Raw genomic sequence first — 19,261 nt, forward strand, 5'->3', positions numbered from 1 at the left:
GGGCAGTCAATTCAGGCGACACCAATACCTCGGGTATCGACCTTGGCGAAGCATTCAAGCCATTGTTGCCTCGGTTGGATAAATTCATCGTTGTCAACTCCTTTCCAGGGACGGTGACTGACCTTGTCAGACCTCGTGGACGATACCTAACCAGCTCGATGACCGGACTTCGCCCATGTACATCTCGGCCGGGGAGATTGCCCGCCATTTTACTCGGCAATCCATGTCGATACGAGAATTTGTCCATATCCGAATCGTTCGCCGGCGAACGGGTTTTCGATCTCGGGGCAAAGCAAGCGCTCCGAAGTGCTTAGCGGTCGTTTGCATGTCGGAACGCATCGGCAACACTTGATACCCACTTCATGCCTATTCGCGAGGGGCGTCGGTCTTCGAGCGCAAAAAGCCTCGATCTTCGACCAAGATGCCTATCGCAATTCCGGGCTCCTCGATGAACCCGAAATGCGCAAGCGCAGTAGATTGAGCAAGGTGATGACGGAAAATTCGCGCACATGGCGACGATCGCCCGGAAGCCGAACCCTCACGGCTTCGGTGCGATCTTCCAGGCTCAATCCCAAGAATACGGTGCCCGGGGGGTGTCCCTCCTGCTCGTCGGGACCGGCGACGCCGGTGGTTGCTAGACCGATATCCGCACCGAGACACTTGCGTACCCCTGCGGCCATCGCCTTGGCCGCCCGATGTGAAACCACCGGTCCGCGCGGCACTCCGAGAAGATCGAACTTGATGTCACCGGCATAGGCGACCACCGCACCTTTGAAAACATCGCTCGAGCCGGGAATCGCCGTCAGACGAGCCCCGACGAGCCCGCCGGTCAAGGATTCGGCCACCGCCAAACCGAGCCCTTTCTTGCGCAGCATATCGAGCACCACCGATTCCATGGTCTGCTCGTCGATGCCGAAAATCGCATCCCCGACAATCTCCCTGATGCGCCTTTCCTCGGCCTCGATCAGGGCATCGGCGGTGGGATCGTCGGGAGCCTTGGCGGTGATCCGCACTTTCAACCCCTCGATGCCGCTCGCTTGGAAGGCCAAGGTGGGGTTGCCCGCGGCATCCAACTCGTCGATGCGCTCTTCGAGCAACTCCGCCAAACGCGATTCGCTTTCGCCCCAAGTTTTGAGAACCCGGCTTCGAATGGCCGCTCGCACCCCGGCCCGGCGCCCCAAATCGGGAAGGATCGTGCCCTTGACCATCTCGCGCATCTCCGAGGGCACCCCGGGAACCGCGTAGATCACCTTGGACTCGAAGGGGCAGACAAGCCCGGGGGCGGTCCCCGGCATTTGAGGGATGAAAGAGGCGCCCTCGGGATACTCGGCCTGGCGGAGGTTGTTCTTTGCGAAACGGCGCCCGCGCGCTTCGAATCCCTTGCGAATCCGCTCGCCCATCGCCTCGTCCCGCAGCAGCCGAACCCCCATCACTTCGGCAATCGCCTCGCGCGTGATATCGTCCTGGGTCGGGCCGAGTCCCCCGCAAAGAATGACCGCATCGCTGCGCGAAAGGGCGTGCTCGATGGTCTTTGCGATGCGCTCCCGGTTATCGCCCACCTTGACCTGAAAATGCGAATCGATCCCGGTCACCGCAAGCTGCGAGCCGATCCATGACGAGTTGGTATCCACGATCTGGCCGAGCAGAAGTTCGGTTCCCACCGCGATGATTTCGCAACGCATGGCATCGACGCTCCTTATCCAAAGCTCTTAGGCTCGAAGGCTTTCGAACCCGCCGCCGTCCCCGACCCGGGCGATCCTATCTTGCCCGATCTTCGGCAAGGATTTTTCGATATCGCTTTTTCACTTCGACGACTCATCGAGTCGCCACCTTGAACCGAAACCGATCTCGGCTCGGTGCGCCCTGCACTCTCGTCGATGAAGAAAAAAGGACGAGATACCTCATCCAATCGCTTCGATATCGACCCCGCCCTCGATCTTGACGCTCTTTTCGATGATCTCGATAGTCGACTCGAGATCATCATGCGTCAATACCGAACGCCCGATCTCATGCTCGGTCAGACGAACGAACGCCTTTTCGACTTCCGAAGACGATTTGGCGGCATCGAACCAAGGTTGGCATCTTCGATGCCCTTGGCCGTCATCGCCCTTGGGTCTTCCGTTGAGGCCTTTCGATTCGGCTTTCGGATCGCAAGAAATATAATTCGCAACCCTCAAAGAAAGGGAATTGATCGATATCCCCATCTTTTTGGATAACCGGATCCCCGTTTCATTCTCAAGCGAGGTGGCATTTTTTCCGTGGAGCAGGTAATACCCCAAACTCACGGCAAAATCCCGATGGGTCCAACGATGGGGTCTTCTTTTTTGCTTGCTTTCACTCATCGAGATACTCCTATCGACTTTCCATCGACAATGGACGGGATCACCGGATTGAATCCATGATCGATTTCCATCCCCGATCTTTGCAGATAACGACGAGCATCGAAGCATCGGCGATGATCTCGAAAGATTCTCGGTGATAACGCATGGCAATGACGATACTACATCGGCAGTGCGAGCATGCGATTCGACAAGATACGAACGCCAACCCAAGGAGAGAAGATCGATGATCCAAACCAAGCTCGAAGGCAAGGCGGTTCTCGTCACCGGCGCTTCCTCCGGCATCGGATTGGAGGCGGTCAGGATCTTTGCCGGCTGCGGGGCGAAGGTCGCACTCAACCACCTGCCCGACGATCCTCGAGGGCCACAGCGGATCCGAGAACTCTGCGATCAAGGATTCGATATCGTCTCCGCCCCCGGCGATGTCTCGGTGGAAAAAGAGGCTAGATCGATGGTCGAAGGGGCGATCGAATCCCTTGGCGGCCTTGACATCCTGATCAACAACGCCGGGACCGCCAATGCCACCAAGCCCATCCCTTTCGAGGACTTGGAGGCGATGGACGAGGCCTTTTGGCAAACGATCCTCTCCACCAACCTCATCGGTCCTTTCCGCTGCGCCCGGCACGCCTCATCGCAACTCAAGCGGAGCCAAGGGGCCATCGTCAATACCGCATCGGTGGCGGGGCTGCCCTTGGGCGTTCGCGGATCGAGCATCGCCTATAGCGCGAGCAAGGCGGCTCTTATCAACCTGACCCGCAATCTCGCTTTGGGTTTGGGGCCCGAGATCCGGGTCAATGCCGTCGCCCCCGGTCTCGTGGACACCCCGTGGACGAGACCTTGGCCGAGCGAACGCAAGCAGCCCTTGATCGAAAGAACGATGCTAAAGCGGATCGTCCAACCCGAGGAAATTGCCCAAGCGATGCTCTTTTTGGCGGTGCACCCGGCCATCAGCGGCCAAACTCTGGCGGTGGACTGCGGATTGGTCTAAGCGGAGAAGGATTCGCATTCCTTGGCGAGACTTCGAAGCGGGCGCGTTCATCGAGGCTCCGACGAGGCGAAGGAAGGCGCAAGAGGAAAGCGCAACCGGATACCTTGCGCGCGCTCGATGAACGCCGGGGCGAACTCGCCTCGATCGACTTCGAATCGTCGTTCTCGGTATCGCTCTTTCCTCTTTGCGCTATTTGCGCCATTAGCCATTAAGGGGGTCTTCCCCGATATCCAACGATGCTCGTTCGTCCTTGGCTCGATTGATCGAAGCCCTGTGTTCGAAGCCCGGCGAGCGAGGTTTTTCGAAGTGCCATCTTCGAAAAAGCCGCCAAGCGCCTTCGCGCGATAGACGAGGGTGCAAGCCCTTGGCGGGCTTTTCGACGAAGGCCCCGATCATCGAAAAAACCGCCGATTCCAACGAAGACGTCCCTTGCCTCGCCCGCCCCCCGAAGGCATCGATCCCTCGGCGGTGGACCCCTTGATTCGACCGAAACGAAGTGCATTTCGATCGGGGTCTTCGGCCAAGTCGCTTATACGCAAAAAGATGTCGTACCGGGCTTCGGAAAGCATCGAAAAAGGGCTTGGAAAAAGCGAATATCGTGCCACTATTCCCGCCCGAAAATCAGGATCATTCGGGGATTGTTCCAACGGGTTATCGATCCCCTCGATGCCCGCAAATCGATGCCCGCTCGCACCGACGGATTTTTCGGCGACCGGATCCTCATCGAGCCAAAAACGCCGCTCGCCCATCGACGGGGCTTTCCCCGTCGATGGGCCTGCACAATCGGCTTTGTAAGGATCCGAAAGCCCGTGAATATCGGCTCATCGAAGCCACTCGACCCGACGGTTGCGACCATGACCCATCCTCTTCCTCGTACCGGCGCTCGCATCTTGGTGGATGCCTTGGCAATCCACGGCGTGGATACCGTGTTTTGCGTGCCCGGGGAAAGCTACCTCGCCGTGCTCGATGCCCTGCACGAGAGCCATCGCTCCATCCGCACCATCACCTGTCGACACGAAGCGGGGGCGGCGAATATGGCCGAGGCCTTCGGCAAATCGACCGGGCGTCCCGGAGTGGCGATGGTGACCCGGGGACCCGGAGCCTGCCATGCATCGATCGGCCTGCATACCGCGGCCCAGGATTCCACCCCGATGATCCTCTTCATCGGTCAGGTGGCGCTCGGGGCGAGCGAGCGCGAGGCTTTTCAGGAGATCGATTACCGCAAATTCCTCGCCCCGATCTGCAAATGGACGGGGCAAATCGACGATCCGGCACGGATTCCGGAATTGCTGAGCAGAGCCTTCCATCAATCCGTCTCGGGAAGACCGGGGCCGGTGGCGATCGCCTTGCCGGAGGACATGTTGCGCAAGGAAGCGACGGTCCACGATACGAAGGCCTATCGACCGATCTCACCCGGGGTTGCAAGCGATGATCTGCACCCTTTGCGCTCCTTGCTCGCCGAGGCGCAGCGCCCGATGGCGATCGTCGGAGGGGGCGGTTGGAATGCGAAGGCGAGCGAGGATTTGGCGCAATTCGCCGAAGGGAACCGCATTCCGGTGGCGGCCTCTTTTCGCTGTCAGGATCGCCTCGACAACCGTCATCCATGCTATGTCGGGGATCTGGGAACGGCCGCCGATCCCGACCTTGCCCGGCGCGTGCGAGAGGCGGATCTGCTGCTGGTGATCGGTGCCCGGCTCGGGGAGATCACCACCTGCGGTTATGAACTGGTCTCGGTGCCCGAACCTCGCCAGCGGCTGATCCACATCCACCCCGACCCCGAAGAGTTGGGAAGGGTCTATCGGCCGACTTATGCGATCTGCGCCGCCTCCGATCGATTTCTAAGCGCCGCCGCCGAGATGCCCCCGGTGGACTTTAGCGCTTGGGACGATCACACCGCCTCGGCGCGAGCGGCATACCTCGCCTCGCTCGAATCGACCCCGGATCTACCCGGGGCGCTGCAAATGGGCGAGGTGATGGCTTATTTGCGCAACCGCCTGCCGCCGGAGGCGATCCTCACCACGGATGCCGGGAACTTCTCGGGGTGGATGCAGCGGCATTACCTCTACCGCGCTTGGCCGAGCCAGATCGGCCCGACCAGCGGCGCGATGGGCTACGGCATCCCGGCGGCGATCAGCGCCCGACTCGTCTTTCCCGACCGGCCGGTGGTGGGCTTTTGCGGAGACGGCGGGGCGCTGATGAGCGGACAGGAGATCGCCACCGCGATCCACCATGGCATCGACCCCGTCATCCTCGTCGTCGATAACGGCATGTACGGAACGATCCGCTTGCACCAGGAGCGGGACTACCCCGGGCGAACGATCGCCACCTCCCTTAGCAACCCGGACTTCACCGCTTGGGCGCGCAGTTTCGGAGCCTTCGCCGAGCGAGTGGAGCGAAGCGAGGATTTTCCCGCAGCCTTCGAACGCGCCCTTGGTGCCGGGCGCATCGCCGTGCTCGAGCTGCCGATCGATCCCGAACTGATCACCACCCGCGCCTCGCTCTCGCAACTGCGCGGGACCGGATCGCCTCATTGATATCGCCCGCGGAGGATCCTCCCATGCCCACCACCATCACCAAAGCCTGGTCCCTCTTCTTCGGCATCGCCCTCATCATGCTCGCCGGCGGCTTGCAAGGGACGCTGATCGGAGTGCGCGGATCCTTGGAGGACTTCAGCATCAACCTGCTCGGCATGGTGGTCACCGGCTATTTCATCGGCTTCCTCTTCGGCTCCGTGGCCGTGCCGCGAATGGTGGCCCATGTAGGTCATGTGCGGGTCTTCGCCGCCTTGGCCTCCTTGGCCTCGACCGCCGCCATCGCTCACCTGCTCTTCATCGATCCTTGGGCGTGGCTCGTCATCCGCTTGTTGTCGGGGTTCAGCTACGCCGGTCTTTATGTGGTGGCCGAGAGCTGGCTCAACAGCGCCGCCACCAATCAAAATCGCGGCCAACTTCTGTCGATCTACATGATCATCGTCTCCGGTGGCATGTTCGGCGGACAGATGCTGCTCAATGTATCGGATCCGATCGGATTCGAACTCTTCGTGCTGGCCTCGGTGCTGGTTTCCGTGGCCTTGATCCCCATCACCTTGACCATCGGGCGGGTTCCTTTTTTCAGAAGGCCGGAACACTTCGATATCGGGAAACTCTTCGACGAGATCAAGAAACTCTTTCACTCCTCGCCTTTGGGGGTGGTGGGGGCTTTTTTCGTCGGCATCGTTCAAGCCGGAGTTTTCGGCATGGGGCCGGTCTACGGCGCCCAAGTCTTTTCGAGCGCCCGAGCGGATCTGATCTCCATGTTCGTCGCCTCTTTCCTGCTCGGGGGGCTGGTGATGCAATGGCCCGTGGGCCGGCTCTCGGATTATTTCGACCGACGCAAGGTGATCGTCGGCTGCGCCTTGGGCGCGGCGGTGGCGACGCTGATCGCGGGGATGATCGCCGAGGGAGTATTCGGCCCCATGTCCTATACCGCGCTGCTGATTACCTGCTTCTTCGTGGGCGGGATATCCTTGCCGCTTTATTCTTTGTGCGGGGCGCATACCAACGATCATCTCACCCGGCGTCAGATGGTCGGAGCCAGCGCCACCTTGGTGTTGGTGGGGGGATTCGGCTTGATCATCGGCGCTCCTTTGACCTCGGTAACGATGAGCGTGGTCGGTCCATCGGGATTTTTCCTGGTCTTGGTGCTCGTTCATATCTCCATCGGCGGCTATGGGCTCTTCCGGATGCTGCGTCGGGATTCGGTGCCGATGGATCAGCAACGTCAATACCAAGCGGTGAACCTGCGCACCTCTCCGATCGCCCAAGCCGCTGCGGCCATGGAGGCGGTCGAGCCGGAGCCGACACCGGATGCGAGCACGGATCGAAACAGCGACGAGGCGGTGGAAGAATCGAGCGAAGCGATCCCCGCGGCCACCCCCCAACCACGGGTGGAGGGAGTGGGATAAGGGTCTTTCGGCGCGCACCGAACGAGGGGGCGCGGACCTTCGAAGCCCGAAGAGGGAAGGATCGATGGAAAGAAAAAGAAGGGTCTTCGTCGGCACCGGCAAGGGTTTGTTCATCCTCGAAGCCGATGGACCGAGGGAGGCTTTTTCCATCTCGGCTCCCCTTTGCGATCTTTGGCCGATCAACGATATCCATGCAAGCGTTGAAAGGGAGATGGTCTGGGCCGCAGGCGGCAGCGATGATTTCGGAGCCGGGGTTTGGCGATCGAGCGATGAAGGACGCCTGTGGCGGCTATCGAAACTCTCGAACGGCAACTTCGATCGATTCATGCTCGATGACCCCGACTTCGCCGAGGAAAACAATATCCCGCCGCCCGAAATCGCCCCCCATAACGGCGAGGTCACGGCGATGTGGTCGGTGGCACCGGTCGGCGAGCGTCTGTTCGCCGGGGGAAAGCCGGGCAAGCTCTATCGCAGCGACGACCGAGGCGAAAACTTCGCCTTGGTGGAATCCTTCTCCCGACAACCGGGCAGCGATGAATGGGAAGGGGGCTATGCCGGGCTGATCCCCCACACCATCGTTTCGGCGGGCGATGATGCCCGCCGGATATGGATCGGCATGTCGGCGGTGGGGGTATTCGCCTCGGAAGACGGCGGGATCGGTTGGGAGATGCGCAATCGTCGCTCCAACATCGGATCCGGCCCGAGCGATATCGGTCCTTGCGTCCACAATCTGGCGATGGCCTCGACCGACGAGGGCGAAGAAGTTCTTTACCAACAAAACCACCAAGGGGTTTTCATCAGCCGGGACGGGGCTCGCAGCTGGAGCGAGATCGGCCACGGACTCCCCTCGACCTTCGGCTTCCCCATCGAAGTGCACCCCGAAAAGCCCGATACCCTTTGGACCTTCCCGCTAAAGAGCGATTGGGAACGCTATCCGCCGGATGCTCGAGCGGCGGTATGGAAATCCGTCGACGGCGGTCAAAGTTGGTCCCCTCGGGGCGAAGGGCTACCCGACCGGGATTGCTATTTCACGGTGCTGCGCCAAGCGATGTCCTGCGACCGCCATCTCGATCCGGGGCTCTATTTCGGAACCGGAAGCGGCTCGGTTTTCGCAAGCTTCGACGAGGGCGATTCGTGGAGGGAGATCGCAAGCCACCTGCCGGCGGTGAGGTGCATCGAGGCCACCTGAAAAGCGGGGAGCGGGATCCGACGAGCCGAGATCGATGACGCCGAAGGGATCGGCGAAGGATCCGGGTCTCGGGCTCGCATCGATTTCGATCGCATCTTGCTTTTCCAAGACGTCTTGCTTTAAGACGTCTTGCTTTCGATCGAATTATCGAAAAGCGACCCCGACCCGACTCTGCCCTCATCGTCCGCTTGCAATCGATGGCGGGATCAAGCCCCGGGCACCGGCAAGCGAATGTCGAAGCGTGCCCTAACCTGCGCATCGACCTCCGGCGAGATATGCTCGGGATGGCTTTTCAATAGTTCCTCGATGCGAAGCGTCGCGCGCTCGACGATATCGCTCGAACCCTGCTCGCCCCATTCCTTGGGGCTGGAACGATCGCCGACTTCGGGATAGACATAATCGCGCTGCATCCGATCCAGCGTCTGGTGATGCCCGAGAAAATGGCACGGTCCCCCGATGCACACTTCCCGCATGGCCTCGATGGACAGGCTTTGCGCATCCACATCCACCCCTCGCACCGTCCGATTCACGGCCCCGAGCATGTCGTTGTCGATGACGAAACTCTCCAGACATGCCCCGAGCAGGCTGCTCAGCATCCCCGCCGATTCGTAGACCAGATTGGCCCCGCAGTGCCCGGCGAGCGCCGTGGTATAGCCCTTTTCATAACCCGCTTGGGCATCGGGCAGTTTGGAATCCGCCATACCGGCGGCGATCCCCGTGGGCAGATCGTAAAAACGACCCATTTGCCCGCAGGCGGCCATCAGCACCGCCTGCTCGCCGCTCCCGCCGCTCATCGCCCCGGTGCGCAGGTCCGATACAAAGGGCCAAGGACCCAATATCGCGGGATGACCGGGGACGATGGCGTTGACATAGACCAATCCGGCCAAGACCTCCGCCATCTCCTGAACCACGGCCCCGGCCAGCGCCGCCGGACTGGTCGCCCCCGCTTGGCCGGCGGCCAACAGCAGTACCGGCATTCCGCCGCGCACCCCCGCCTCGAGGCAGCGACAGGCGTCTTGGGCGAAGCGAAGGGGAGGCACCACGAAACAACTCGACATGCTGACGAAGGGGCGCGCCCGCCACAGCGCCTCGCTCCCGGCGACGATATGCAGCATCTCCAACGATTCATCGACATGACTCGGTTCGACCCAGCTGGTCCCGACATGCTTCGACGTCCCCCGGATCGAGGCATAGCACGTATTGAGATCGAGATCGCGCGGGGCCACGAGATCGCGACAGACGATCGAGCGCTGCATGAAATGGATATGTTCCAAGCGATCCACGAGGCGGGCGATATCGTAGAGATCCGCCAAGGTGGATTCGCGGTATTCGCGGGTACGAGGATCGACGATATGCACCGCCGCCCCTGCGGTACCGAAATAGATCCGCTCGGAGCGAAGTTCCATATCGTGCCGAGGATCTTGCCCGCAAAGCACGATATCTCTGGCGGCTTTGGCGATCGTATCTTCGACCAAGGCGCGCGGAAAAAGCAACCGCCCCTCGGCGTTCAGCGACCCCCCGGCGGCGATGACCGCTTCGATGCAACTGGGGATGGCATCGGATAATCCGATCGTTTCCAATACTTCGAGCGTCGCCTCGTGGATCTGCCGGATATCGCTTGCGCTCAAGGGTCGATAGCCCCCTCCCGACAAACCCGGCTGCACCGCGCGATCCTCTTGCGGCACCGGCGCCGCCCGCAAACGACGTCGGGCCTCCCGCCCGCCCATACGGCGGGTGTTTTCCAAAGCCTCGCTCATCCCCTTCCTCCTTTCTCGTCAGGACGATCCGCACCTTCGGCCATCGATATCGTTCGTTTTTCGAAAGCGCGTCGGCGCAGCGTCTGCAAGGCGATCGCCGACGCCCATAGCAGCGCGCCGATGATATCCGACTCGGTTCCGGGAGCCACCAGCAGCAACCCGCAAAGCAGGGCCAGCAAGCGGGCCGGCGCCCCCATTTCGTGCACGAAGTATCCCGCCACTGCGGTGGCGATGATGAAAATTCCGAACGCGCAGGTCAGCGATACCTGCAAAAACGCCCCCCAAGAGAAATACTCCGGCAAGACGATCAGCATCACCGGGGCATAAACGAACACCATCGGCACGATCAGCTTGCCGAGCCCCAAGGTGAAAGCGGATATCCCGGTGCGAAAAGGATTGGCCCCGGCGATCCCCGCCGCGGCATAAGCCGAGGCGCATACCGGCGGGGTGATCTCGGAAATGACCCCGTAGTAAAGCACGAACATGTGGCTGGCCAAGGGCGGGATCCCCAACTGTGCAAGGGCGGGTTGGGCGACGGATACCAGCATGATATACAGAGCCGTCGTCGGCAACCCCGCTCCCATCAAAATGCAGGCCAAAGCGACGAAGCAAAGGGAAAGAAAGAGCTGGATCGACCCTTGCGTGAACATCTCGCCCGGGGTCCAAGCAAGCAACGGTAGCAATAGATCGGCCAGCTGGGCCGCCCCGTTGGTCACCATGAAGCCCAAGCGAAAACCCACCCCGGTGGTATTGATGACCCCGACCACCATCCCCACCGCGGTCGCCGCCGCCCCCACCGCCAGGGCGTACTGCACCCCGGTGCGCACGCTGTCCAAGAGCGCTTGGATGCTTTGACGCTTGCGAGGATTCAAAGCCCCCACGACGGTGCACCCGACGAGCAAAATGAGCAGCGTGATGGAAAAGGTCCCTTCGAGAAACTTTGCGAGGACGAAGAGCAGAAAAAGCGCGGGCAAGAACAAGGTGATGGGACGCGAAAGACTCGAAAATCCGGTGATGATGCATAAAGAGATCCCGACGAATGCCGCCATATAGGGCGTATAGCCGGAAAAAAGAACATGGATCAGGGCGACCAACGGCAATACCGTCGGCCAACCCTCGCGCCAGACCGCCCGAAAACGCGGCAGACGATCCTTGGCGTAGCCTGCAAGCCCCAGCCGACGGGCCGTGAAATGGACGATGGTGATCACCCCTACGTAATGCATCAGCGCAGGCACCACGGCGGCGAGAACGATAGTGGTATAGGGCACTTCCAAGAACTCGGCCATGATGAACGCCGCCGCCCCCATGATCGGCGGCGTGATCTGACCGCCGGCCGATGAGGCCGCCTCGACCCCGCCGGCGAAGTGCCCGGGATATCCCATCCGCTTCATATTGGGAATGGTCAACGAGCCCGTGGAAACGGTATTGGCGATCGAGGAGCCGGAGATGGTGCCGAAAAAAGCCGATGAAATCACCGAGACCTTGGCCGGTCCGCCGGTATAGCGCCCGGCCAGGATCATCGCGTTATCGATGAAAAACTGACCCAATCCCATGCGCTGCGCGATCACCCCGAAGAGCACGAAATGAAAGACGATGGTCGAGACCACCCATAAGGTGACTCCGAAAATCCCCTCCTGCGGGAAATACATGTTGTTGACGAACTGACGCCAATCGACTCCGGGGTGCTGCAGGATCTGCACCGGTATATGCGGACCCATCAGGGCGTAGGCGACGAATACCAAGATGATGGCGGGCAGGATCCACCCCAACGAACGGCGGGCGATTTCGAGGGCGAGCACGATGATGACGGTGCCGAAGAAGATATCGATATCGGCGGGATCGCCCTGCCTCAAGGCCTGTTCTTTGAGTTCGAAGGCCAGCCCGAAGATCTCGAAATCCCAACCGCGCCACGATATCCCCAGATGCAAAGCCCCGGCGACCCCGAGGACGATCAGGATCCAATCATGGAAGGGGATATTGCCCCGGCGCCACCGGCCATCGGGCTTGGCCCGCAAACCATCGAGATGCCGCCGTCCCGGAAACGATATCAAGATAAGGATGAACAGACCGGCCAGATGCAGTCCCATATGCCAATAATCGACGGGCAGTCCGAGGCCTGCGCCCAGATAGTGATAAAGGGCGAAGGCGATCGCGAACCAATAAAGAAAGGCTTGGATGCGCGGACCCGTCTCGCGCAAGTTAAGGGCGCTGTCGTATTTGCGCTCGAGCCTTTCGGCGGCCGCGATATCAAGGCGCCGATCCCCGGCTTCGCTCCCGGGCGAGCGATCCTCGAAAGCGCTTGCCGACACCGGCGTTCAAATCCTACGAATCAAGCCCGAGGCGACCGAAGGGCTTCGGAAAAGGCGGGTTCGATGCGATGGATGCGATGCATCCGATGATCGCAAGGGATCGAAAAACCCGCGGAAGGAGGACGAGGACGGATCCGATCGACCCGTCCTCGCATTGTCCGCCCCACCTTTTCGGCTCGCCCGATCAAAGCATGCCGACTTCTTTGTAGAAGCGTTCGGCCCCGGGATGCAGGGGCACCCCGATACCCTCGATTCCATCCAATGCGGTCTCGAGGGTGATCACCTTGCCCTTGGCATGGCCGTTATCGAGCAGCTTGCGCGCGGTATCCGACCACATCGCCTTCGTGATCCCGTAGATCAACTCCTCCGGCTGATCGATGCTGGTCACCATGATGCCCGATACCGCCACGGTATCGACATCGTAGCCGACCCCGGGATAGGTGCCGGCGGGGATCGTCGAGGGGATGTAGTAGGGAACGGCCTTGTTGGCCCGCATCACCTCGTCCTCGCTGAAGCTGTAGAGCTCCATGCCCTTGGTGGAATCCAGCTGGATCATGGCCGCAACCGGCGTACCGGCGGCATAAAAATAAGCATCGAGCTGGCCGTCCGCCAAACGCTCGGCCGATTGGGAATTGTTGAGTTCCGCCTCGTCGATATTGCCTCGATTGACTCCGTGATCGGCGAGGATCAACTCCACCGCGATCTGGGTGCCGGAGCCCGCTTGGGCGATACCCACGCGCTTGCCCTTCAGATCGGTCAGATTCTCGAGCGATCCTCCTTTGGGGAGCACCAAGTGCAGATCCTCGGGAAAGAGGTTGGCGATCACCCGCAACTTCGCCTTTTTCTCCCCTTCGAATTTGCCGACCCCGTGGTAGGCGAAGTGAAGGGTCGCCGCTCCCGACAGACCGGCTTCCATTTGACCGGCTTGGATGGCGGTGACGTTATGCGCCGAGGCATTGGTGGACTGAGCGATGGCGACCAACCCGGGAACTCCGCAGTTGCCGCCCTTGTCGCAAGGCCTCGAACCCGGCGGGTTGGAGATGGCGTTGGCGATGATGCCGCCGATCGGAAAATAGGTTCCGCCGGCGGAGCCGGTTCCGATGCGAAAGAAGGTCATTTCCTGGGCGAAGGCGCTCCCCGCAAAGGCGGCCGCCACCAGCGCCAAAGCGCCGACGATCATCGGCTTTGTCCGACGAGTTATCGTTTTCATTTCCATCCTCCTTTTTTATTCGTTATGGTCATGGTGGGGGATCCGGCGCTCGATATCGCTGCGATCTTCCTTCGAGATTCACCGCTTTTTCGATCCCGACGACGGGGGGATTTCCATCCCCGATACCCGAGCGAGTTCCGCTTCGAGATCCGTCTCGTAATTCTGTCTCGAAATTCCGTCTCGTAATTCCGTCTCGAAATTCCGCCTCGACTTGGCAGCACGATCGCGCGATACACGATCGCTGACGATCATCTTTGACATCGACGGCAATGATAACTACTTCGCTGGGCGATGATCCGCATCGCGATCAAGGCCCCGCAGCGAGAACAGGGGGCACCCTTGCGCCCGTAGACCCCCAATCGCTCGATATAGGCGCCGCTCGACCCGTCGGCCAAGGCGTGATCGCGCAAGGTCGTTCCCCCGGCCTCGATCGCCGCTCGCAACACCTCGCGGATGGCATCCACCAGCCGATCCAGGCGCGCCTTCGATATGCGCCCACCGGCTCGAAATGGCGATATCCCGGCGATGAACAAGGCCTCGTTGGCGTAGATATTGCCGATGCCGGCCACGATACGGGCATCCATCAACAGGCTCTTGATCGGAGCGCGCCTGCGATACAGGCGCGTTCGAAGATATTGCCCGTCGAAGTCGTCGGACAAGGGCTCGGGGCCGATATCGGCCAGCAGCCGATGTCGCTCCGGCGGCCCGCCGATCCATAACACGCAACCGAATCGCCGGGGATCGCGATAGCGCAGGCAGCCGCCGTTATCGAGGACGATATCGACATGATCATGGGCCTTGCAAGGCATCGCGGCATCGACGAACTGCAAACTGCCGGACATCCCCAAGTGCACGAGCAAGGTGCCGGCATCGACCTCGAAGAGAAGGTATTTGGCGCGCCGACGAATATCCGAAAAGACCCTCCCGACCAAGCGCTTGGCAAGGCCCGATGGCACCGGCCGGCGAAGACGACGCTCGCGAACGATCACCTGCCTCACGCGGCGGCCCTTGATCACCGGCTCGAGACTTCGGCGGATCGATTCGACTTCGGGCAATTCGGGCATCGCGGCTTCTAACTCGCTATCGGATGGATCCTCGATCCTTGGTTCTTCGAGTCATCTCTTCGAATCGTCTCTTCGAACCATCTCGAAGATTTGGCAGATCACGCCCCGCTTTTGCGGGACAATGCGTTCAAGACAAAAACCAGCCCGGCGCCGACGATCATCAGCGCCACCGTACCCAGAAAATCGTCGATACCCAAAGGGCTCGCCGATGAAGGCGTCGGCTCGACGCCGGCACCCTTCGATGCAAGACTCGGCGCCGAAAAAGCGATAAAGGGCCATACCGCCTGCAACGCCCCGATCATCAGCCCGACCAAGACCAGGATCGTGGGGCGCTCCCACCGATGCAGCAGCCAAGCGATCACCCGAGAAAAGGCCATAAGCCCCAGTCCCGCACCGAGTCCGAAGGGGATGAGAACGGCCGGATCGAAACGCGCAAAACCGTCCAAGACGATCGTATATTGGCCCGAAATCAGCAGGATAAAAGCCCCGGAGATTCCCGGCAAGAGCATCGCCGATGCCGCCAGCGAACCACCCAAGGCAATCAACCAAGGAGACGGCGCCGATGCGGGCAAGGGGACTTCGGTCGGTGCGAGCCATAACCCGCCCGCACAAATGCACACCGCCGCCGACAACAACGCCCATTCGCGCGGTGAAAGCGACCCTAACGATCGAAGCAGCATGATCGCCGATGCCGCGATCAGCCCGAAGAAAAGGCCATGGACGAAAACGGTATGGGTTCTCACCAGATCCTGCAAAGGCACGATACGGGTGAAAAAAAGCCAAGCGGCAAAAATCCCTCCGCCGACGGGAAGCAACAACGCAAGGTCGAGACCGGCTTTTGCCTGCCGCAGCCGAAGGCTTGCAAGGTGGCGCGCAAAGCGCAGATCGAACGATCGGATCGCGGATATCAATCTGGGATAGATACCGAGGATCAAAGCCATGGTGCCGCCGCTCACTCCCGGCACCACATCCGCCGCCCCGATGCACACCCCCTTGATGAACAATCCGAGGGCTTTCATCCTTGCCGATGCCAAGCGGGGCTATGCTCGTGCACCGCCTCGATACACGCCCCCACATGCGCCGGATCCACATCGGGGGTGATGCCGTGCCCGAGATTGAAGACATGCCCCGGCCCCGATCCGTATTCGGCGAGGATGCGCTTGACCTCGTTGCGAATGCATGCCGGAGATGCGAGCAATGTCGAGGGATCGAGGTTGCCCTGTAGCGCCACTCGTTCCCCGACCCGGGCGCGAGCGACGCCCATATCCGTCCTCCAATCCAGCCCCAAGGCATCGCAACCGCTCGTTGCCATCGATTCCAGCCAACCCTCACCGGCCTTGGTGAAGAGGATCACCGGCACTCGATCCCCCTCGTATCCCCTTGGCAGGGCTTCGACGATGCGGCGCATATAGGCGAGCGAAAATGCATGCCATGCGGGTGTGGTGAGCACCCCTCCCCACGTATCGAAGATCATCAATACCTGCGCCCCCGCCCGCACTTGCGCCCGCAAGTATTCGATGGTGGCATCGGCGAGCGTCGTCAAAAGCCGATGCATCGAAGCCGGGTCTTCGAGCAGCAAACGCTTGGCGCGGCCGAAGGTGCGAGATCCCCGACCCTCGATCATATAGGTGGCCAGGGTCCACGGACTCCCGGCAAAGCCGATCAACGGCCACCGACCATCGACCTCGCGCCGAATGGTACGGACCGCCTCCATCACGAAGCCGAGATCGTCCTCCGGATCCGGGACCCCCAAGCGCTCGATATCCGCCCTCGTTCTCACCGGATGTCGAAATTGCGGCCCCTCGCCCTCGACGAATTCCAAGCCCAGACCCATCGCCCACGGGATGGTCAAAATATCGGAAAAGAGGATGGCGGCATCCAAGTCATAACGACGAAGCGGCTGCAAGGTGACCTCGCACGCCAGATCCGGAGTGCTGCACAGCGCCAAAAAACTCCCCGCTTGCCTGCGGGTTTCCCGATATTCCGGCAAATAACGACCGGCCTGACGCATCAACCACACCGGAGTGCGGTCCACCGCCTGCCTCGCCAACGCCCGCAAAAGCCGATCGTTCACCACCGCTCACCCATCGTTTGCATTCCTTGTATCAGCGAACGAAGACACCCTGCGACATCGAACCGACCCCATCGGGGAAGTCGATCTCGGGCCAAAAATATAGACCGCTTATCCTGCGGTTCTTGCGCGAACAAGAAGCGAAAGCCCTATCTACCGGAGAAAGTATCGCATCAGCCGGTGCCCATCGACGAAAACGACAACCTCAATCACCTGCGCGATATCGGCCATCGACATCACATCGCTCACGATCGAGATAAAACCCTCTTCGCTTCGATCGATCGGGAATCGAATATAAAGATATCCATCGGTATCGTTTTTAAGATCGCCTGTCTTTTTCGAAAGTTTCAACCGATCCGATTTTCCGTGATTCGATTGCTTCACCGGATTTTATATCCACAACCGGCATCGTTTCCGATCGAGGTTATCGACATCGTCTCGATCTTGCACGATCCGAGCATCCGCCCTTGAATCGGATGTGTTTACGAAAGAACCCAAAAGAGATTCGTCGATAAAACGATTCGAGCGCGGGTCGATGGATCAAAAGTCCGGATCTCGGGCGGCGGCGGCAGCGGCGACCAGCGTTTTTCGCAAGGAAGATGGGTCGAAGTCGGCGCTGACCACCGCTTCGCCGATGCGACGCAGCAAGATCAGCCGCATTTTTCCTTCCCGGTTCTTTTTATCCAACGACATCAGCTCCAGCATGCGCTCGGGTGAGAGATTCGTCGGAAGGTGCAAGGGAAGATTCGCTTTTTCGAAGAGGGCCTCGATCCGCCGGCAGTCCATCGCCTCGAGCCCGCCTTCTCGCTCGGAAAGGCGAGCGGCAAGGATGATCCCGACCGCCACCGCCTCCCCGTGCAACCACCGGCCATAGCCGGCTCCGGCCTCGATCGCATGACCGAAGGTATGCCCCAGATTGAGCAGTGCCCGCTGACCGATCTCGCGTTCATCGGCCATCACCGCTTTTGCTTTTTCCTCGCACGATCGGATGACCGCATGCGCGATCGCCTGGTCGTCGAGGGCCAGCAGGGCATCGACATTGCCTTCCAACCATACGAAGAAATCCGCATCCCCGATCAGACCGTATTTGACGACCTCGGCAAAACCCGCTCGCATCTCGCGCGGTGCCAAGGTGGCCAAGGTCTTCGTATCGATCACCACACAACGAGGCTGATGGAATGCGCCGACGAGGTTCTTGCCCACCGGAAGATTGACCCCGGTTTTCCCCCCGACCGAGGAATCGACTTGGGCGAGCAAGGTGGTGGGGATTTGCACGAAGTCCACTCCGCGCTGATAGGTAGCGGCGGCGAATCCCGCGATATCTCCGACCACTCCGCCGCCCAAGGCCACGACGACCCCGTCGCGGCCGAGGCGGCATGCGGCAAGGGCTTGCAAGATGGAGGTGAGTTCCTCCAAAGTCTTGGAGCGCTCGCCGCTGCGGATGATATGGCTGTCCACCCCCCGACTCCCCTCGAGGGCTCTCTCGAGGGAATGAAGGTAAAGGTCGGCGACATTCTCGTCGCTGATCACGAAGACCTGCCGCCCGGCGACATGGGGGGCGAGCGATGAGGGATCGCCCAAAATCCCGCGCCCGACATGGATCGGATAGCTGCGCTCGCCGAGCCCTATTTCGATGGTCCGCTTCACCTGATATTGACTCCCGTTCTATTTCTACAAGACCCCGATTCGATGACCGATACGATCGCATCGACCACGAGTCGACTCGAGCGTCGGGTGGAATTCACGGTCAGATCGGCGCATTCGAGGTAGAGCGGAGCGCGCTTTTCCATCAAAGCCCGCATGGTCGCCGGCGGATCGTCGGTTTGCATCAACGGCCGCTGACGATCTCGGGACGTGCGCTCCACGAGGAGGCCGATGGAAGCCGTGAGATGAACCACGAATCCTCGCTCCTTCAACCGCTTCCGGTTGTGCGATGAAAGCACCGCGCCCCCGCCGGTGGCGAGCACGATATTTTCGCGCATCACCAGCTCGGCGAGCAAAGCCTCCTCCCGCTTGCGAAACCCCGCCTCCCCTTCGAGTTCGAAGATGACGGGGATACCGACCCCGGTGCGGCGCTCGATCTCCTGATCGGCATCGACGAATTCCTTGTCCAGCGCCGAGGCGAGGCGGCGACCGACGGTGCTTTTGCCCGCCCCCATCGGACCTACCAGAAAAATATTGGACGATGGGGACACGATATCGATCCTTGGCGGCAAAAACGATGATTGCAGGATATGCGGGACATGCGGGATTTTAGGATTTCAAGGATGCGAAAGCGGCGGCTTGTGCTTATACTTTCCCTTTCGCACAATTTATATGCACAATTCGCATAACTCCTTCCGACGGATAAACTCGTACGAAATTTCTTCTTCTTTCACGGGCTCGACGAGG

General features: G+C 60.6%; 15 protein-coding genes. 4 read left to right on the top strand and 11 right to left on the bottom strand.

Translation table 11 applies throughout. From position 1 onward, the window contains the following. Window positions 1-425 precede the first annotated feature (425 nt). Window positions 426-1,682, bottom strand: coding sequence for a competence/damage-inducible protein A (locus BF99_RS0113525; protein ID WP_025771318.1), 1,257 nt, complete (start codon window positions 1,680-1,682; stop codon window positions 426-428). A gap of 219 nt (window positions 1,683-1,901) precedes the next feature. After that, window positions 1,902-2,342 carry a hypothetical protein gene (locus BF99_RS0113535; protein ID WP_025771322.1) on the bottom strand — a complete coding sequence of 147 codons (441 nt, stop codon included), beginning with the start codon at window positions 2,340-2,342 and terminating at the stop codon, window positions 1,902-1,904. Window positions 2,343-2,565: 223 nt separating this feature from the next. Here BF99_RS0113535 and BF99_RS0113545 point away from each other — a divergent pair, with 223 nt between their 5' ends. The 4 genes from BF99_RS0113545 (at window position 2,566) to BF99_RS20990 (ending at window position 8,459) form a co-directional block, all read left to right on the top strand. After that, the gene (locus tag BF99_RS0113545) at window positions 2,566-3,327 is read left to right on the top strand and encodes an SDR family NAD(P)-dependent oxidoreductase (RefSeq protein ID WP_025771324.1); all 762 of its coding nucleotides are present in this window, start codon (window positions 2,566-2,568) and stop codon (window positions 3,325-3,327) included. Window positions 3,328-4,181: 854 nt separating this feature from the next. Next, window positions 4,182-5,861 carry a thiamine pyrophosphate-binding protein gene (locus BF99_RS0113565; protein ID WP_025771328.1) on the top strand — a complete coding sequence of 560 codons (1,680 nt, stop codon included), beginning with the start codon at window positions 4,182-4,184 and terminating at the stop codon, window positions 5,859-5,861. Between the two features lie 23 nt (window positions 5,862-5,884). Further along, on the top strand, window positions 5,885-7,270 hold the full coding sequence (locus BF99_RS0113570; RefSeq protein ID WP_025771329.1) for an MFS transporter: 1,386 nt from the start codon (window positions 5,885-5,887) through the stop codon (window positions 7,268-7,270). Between the two features lie 64 nt (window positions 7,271-7,334). Then, window positions 7,335-8,459, top strand: coding sequence for a WD40/YVTN/BNR-like repeat-containing protein (locus tag BF99_RS20990; protein ID WP_038098405.1), 1,125 nt, complete (start codon window positions 7,335-7,337; stop codon window positions 8,457-8,459). Window positions 8,460-8,665: 206 nt separating this feature from the next. Here the strand turns inward: BF99_RS20990 and BF99_RS0113580 are convergent, their stop codons facing one another. From BF99_RS0113580 to aroK, 9 genes are all read right to left on the bottom strand, one after another. Next, entirely contained in the window at window positions 8,666-10,216 is a 1,551-nt protein-coding gene (locus BF99_RS0113580; protein ID WP_025771330.1) for a trimethylamine methyltransferase family protein, read from the bottom strand. Further along, window positions 10,213-12,525: a TRAP transporter permease gene (locus BF99_RS0113585; protein ID WP_025771331.1), complete on the bottom strand. Its 2,313-nt coding sequence runs from the start codon at window positions 12,523-12,525 to the stop codon at window positions 10,213-10,215. Before BF99_RS0113585 ends, BF99_RS0113580 begins: the two co-directional genes overlap by 4 nt. Window positions 12,526-12,709: 184 nt before the next feature. Further along, window positions 12,710-13,735, bottom strand: a complete 1,026-nt coding sequence (locus tag BF99_RS0113595; protein WP_197019149.1) for a TAXI family TRAP transporter solute-binding subunit — start codon at window positions 13,733-13,735, stop codon at window positions 12,710-12,712. 78 nt (window positions 13,736-13,813) lie between these two features. Further along, window positions 13,814-13,987, bottom strand: a complete 174-nt coding sequence (locus tag BF99_RS23025; RefSeq protein WP_197019150.1) for a hypothetical protein — start codon at window positions 13,985-13,987, stop codon at window positions 13,814-13,816. Further along, on the bottom strand, window positions 13,984-14,799 hold the full coding sequence (mutM, locus tag BF99_RS0113605; RefSeq protein WP_025771333.1) for a bifunctional DNA-formamidopyrimidine glycosylase/DNA-(apurinic or apyrimidinic site) lyase: 816 nt from the start codon (window positions 14,797-14,799) through the stop codon (window positions 13,984-13,986). Before mutM ends, BF99_RS23025 begins: the two co-directional genes overlap by 4 nt. Before the next feature lie 98 nt (window positions 14,800-14,897). After that, window positions 14,898-15,818: a DUF368 domain-containing protein gene (locus tag BF99_RS0113610; RefSeq protein WP_197019151.1), complete on the bottom strand. Its 921-nt coding sequence runs from the start codon at window positions 15,816-15,818 to the stop codon at window positions 14,898-14,900. Next, on the bottom strand, window positions 15,815-16,873 hold the full coding sequence (hemE, locus tag BF99_RS0113615; RefSeq protein WP_373604459.1) for a uroporphyrinogen decarboxylase: 1,059 nt from the start codon (window positions 16,871-16,873) through the stop codon (window positions 15,815-15,817). Before hemE ends, BF99_RS0113610 begins: the two co-directional genes overlap by 4 nt. A gap of 537 nt (window positions 16,874-17,410) precedes the next feature. Next, window positions 17,411-18,517: a 3-dehydroquinate synthase gene (gene aroB, locus BF99_RS0113625; RefSeq protein ID WP_025771338.1), complete on the bottom strand. Its 1,107-nt coding sequence runs from the start codon at window positions 18,515-18,517 to the stop codon at window positions 17,411-17,413. Further along, window positions 18,514-19,065, bottom strand: coding sequence for a shikimate kinase AroK (gene aroK / locus BF99_RS0113630; protein WP_025771339.1), 552 nt, complete (start codon window positions 19,063-19,065; stop codon window positions 18,514-18,516). Before aroK ends, aroB begins: the two co-directional genes overlap by 4 nt. Between the last annotated feature and the right edge of the window lie 196 nt (window positions 19,066-19,261).

This window comes from Thioalkalivibrio sp. HK1, from assembly GCA_000583135.1.
Taxonomy (GTDB): domain Bacteria; phylum Pseudomonadota; class Gammaproteobacteria; order HK1; family HK1; genus HK1.

Bases quoted from the DNA above. Each gene is read 5' to 3' on its own strand.
- BF99_RS0113565 (WP_025771328.1), top strand. From the start codon at position 4,182: ATGACCCATCCTCTTCCTCGTACCGGCGCTCGCATCTTGGTGGATGCC.
- BF99_RS0113525 (WP_025771318.1), bottom strand. From the start codon at position 1,682: ATGCGTTGCGAAATCATCGCGGTGGGAACCGAACTTCTGCTCGGCCAG.
- BF99_RS20990 (WP_038098405.1), top strand. From the start codon at position 7,335: ATGGAAAGAAAAAGAAGGGTCTTCGTCGGCACCGGCAAGGGTTTGTTC.
- BF99_RS23025 (WP_197019150.1), bottom strand. From the start codon at position 13,987: ATGATCGTCAGCGATCGTGTATCGCGCGATCGTGCTGCCAAGTCGAGG.
- BF99_RS0113535 (WP_025771322.1), bottom strand. From the start codon at position 2,342: ATGAGTGAAAGCAAGCAAAAAAGAAGACCCCATCGTTGGACCCATCGG.
- BF99_RS0113570 (WP_025771329.1), top strand. From the start codon at position 5,885: ATGCCCACCACCATCACCAAAGCCTGGTCCCTCTTCTTCGGCATCGCC.
- BF99_RS0113580 (WP_025771330.1), bottom strand. From the start codon at position 10,216: ATGAGCGAGGCTTTGGAAAACACCCGCCGTATGGGCGGGCGGGAGGCC.
- BF99_RS0113610 (WP_197019151.1), bottom strand. From the start codon at position 15,818: ATGAAAGCCCTCGGATTGTTCATCAAGGGGGTGTGCATCGGGGCGGCG.
- mutM (WP_025771333.1), bottom strand. From the start codon at position 14,799: ATGCCCGAATTGCCCGAAGTCGAATCGATCCGCCGAAGTCTCGAGCCG.
- BF99_RS0113595 (WP_197019149.1), bottom strand. From the start codon at position 13,735: ATGAAAACGATAACTCGTCGGACAAAGCCGATGATCGTCGGCGCTTTG.
- BF99_RS0113545 (WP_025771324.1), top strand. From the start codon at position 2,566: ATGATCCAAACCAAGCTCGAAGGCAAGGCGGTTCTCGTCACCGGCGCT.